We start from the raw sequence: 1,744 nt of genomic DNA on the forward strand, positions 1-1,744 counted from the left end.
CTATTCACCAATAACTCTATTGTCTTTACTGTACTGTTTACATAGTCATTATAATACATTGATAATCCATATTTATGTCTAACATCTATGATTGAAAATCCAACTATGCTTTTACTTACTTCTGTTTTATACTCATCTATATTCATTTGAAAAACAATATCTGGTGCATATCTAACCTGCGGTAAATCCTGAAATAATTCATATGAATATCTATCTCTAAAACAAATATCATCACATAGCTTGAAAAATTCTTTATAATCATGAAAAAATTCTTCTGTCTCATATGGGCCAAAATTTGCACCTAATATAAAAATTGACCTGTTCCTTTTTTTAAATTCTTGAGCCATCTTCATTCTATCTTGATATAATAAGTTATGATACTTCTCTTCTCTAAAAATAGAACCACCTATAAATATTAATGCATCATGTTCCTCTGCTACTTTATCATAATTCGTTATAGAATCTGATATTTTAAGACGTTGTCCAATTTTATTCAAAATTGTATATTTTCTTCTATTAACGTTGTGGTATTGAGTAATAAATTGATCATAATCTTTACCAAGATAATTAACTGTAAATTCACAATGAGGATACTTCTTCGCAAGAATATCTAAAAATAAATCATCTCCTAAGTTGAACATTAAGTAAATATCTACAAAAATCCTTTTCATTTCATTATCACCACGCATTCATTTTCTATCAGTTCATAGAATTTATTTAATTGATTTATCGAACTATATGGTTCCTTACAATTTAGCTCTTCTATTATTTTCCCTCTAAGATTACTATCGTCTAAATACTTTTTTATTCCATTGTATATACTATTTATATTTTGTTTGACTATTAAACCATCTACATTATGATTAATAATTTCTTTAGCTGTAAAAAAATCGGTACATACAATCGGCTTTTTTAATATCTTAGCTTCACATACTGTAAGACCAAATCCCTCCTTTACTGATGTTTGAACATATATATCACATTTTTTCATATATGAGTATGGATTCAGTTTCTTTCCAAGCAATATAAAACAATTATTTAATTTGTATTTATCTATTAATTCTTCGAGCCTCTTTCTTTCTGGTCCTTCCCCAATTCCAAACCATTTGAAGTTATATCCTGATTTTTTTAATAAATGAGCTACTTCTATAGCTGTATCATATGCTTTGACAGTCGCCAATCTTCCAACTGTTAAAATGTTTATACAGGATTTGTCGAATTCATTAACTTCTTCTTCTGCCATTTTAAAGATCATATTTGGATCTATTATATCTAAAACGATATCTACCTTATCGATGTATTCTTTTCTAAGTTGCATTAGTGAATCTTTCGTATTTTGAGAAACTGTAATGATCTTATCTATCTTCTTATAAGATTCATAATCAATTTCTTTGTCATACAATGTATTCACATAATCCGTATTAATCCATGCAAATTTTTGTGATGCAGTAACTTTATTCGCAACAAAGTATGTTGGCATCCCTTGACTATAAGCGATGGCTACATCATATTTTGTTTGAATTGGATCTATTATTTTTTGTATACTTTTAAACACTACTTGCTCACTATGTAAAGTATTTTCCTTATAATTGTTTACTCTTAAACTTAAAGAGGTTTTAATCCTATAATAAAGATAGGTTGCGCTTTTTCTTAGAGGGACGTTTTCATTATTTATATATTGAAAATATTTTGGAACCGATAAGATATTTATATGCTTGGGAACATAACTTTCAAGATCTCCCCC

Annotated in this window: 2 protein-coding genes; both read right to left on the reverse strand. The window is 27.6% G+C overall.

Going from position 1 to position 1,744, the window contains the following annotated elements; translation table 11 throughout:
* On the reverse strand, window positions 1-671 hold a 671-nt coding region (locus tag V7024_RS24310), incomplete at its 3' end, for a polysaccharide pyruvyl transferase family protein (RefSeq protein ID WP_335524646.1).
* Window positions 668-1,744: glycosyltransferase (locus V7024_RS24315; protein WP_335524648.1), on the reverse strand; the 1,077-nt coding region annotated here is incomplete at its 5' end. The genes V7024_RS24315 and V7024_RS24310, both read right to left, overlap by 4 nt.

Source organism: Bacillus sp. JJ864 (assembly GCF_036963045.1).
Taxonomy (GTDB): Bacteria; Bacillota; Bacilli; order Bacillales; family Bacillaceae_G; genus Bacillus_A; species Bacillus_A pseudomycoides_C.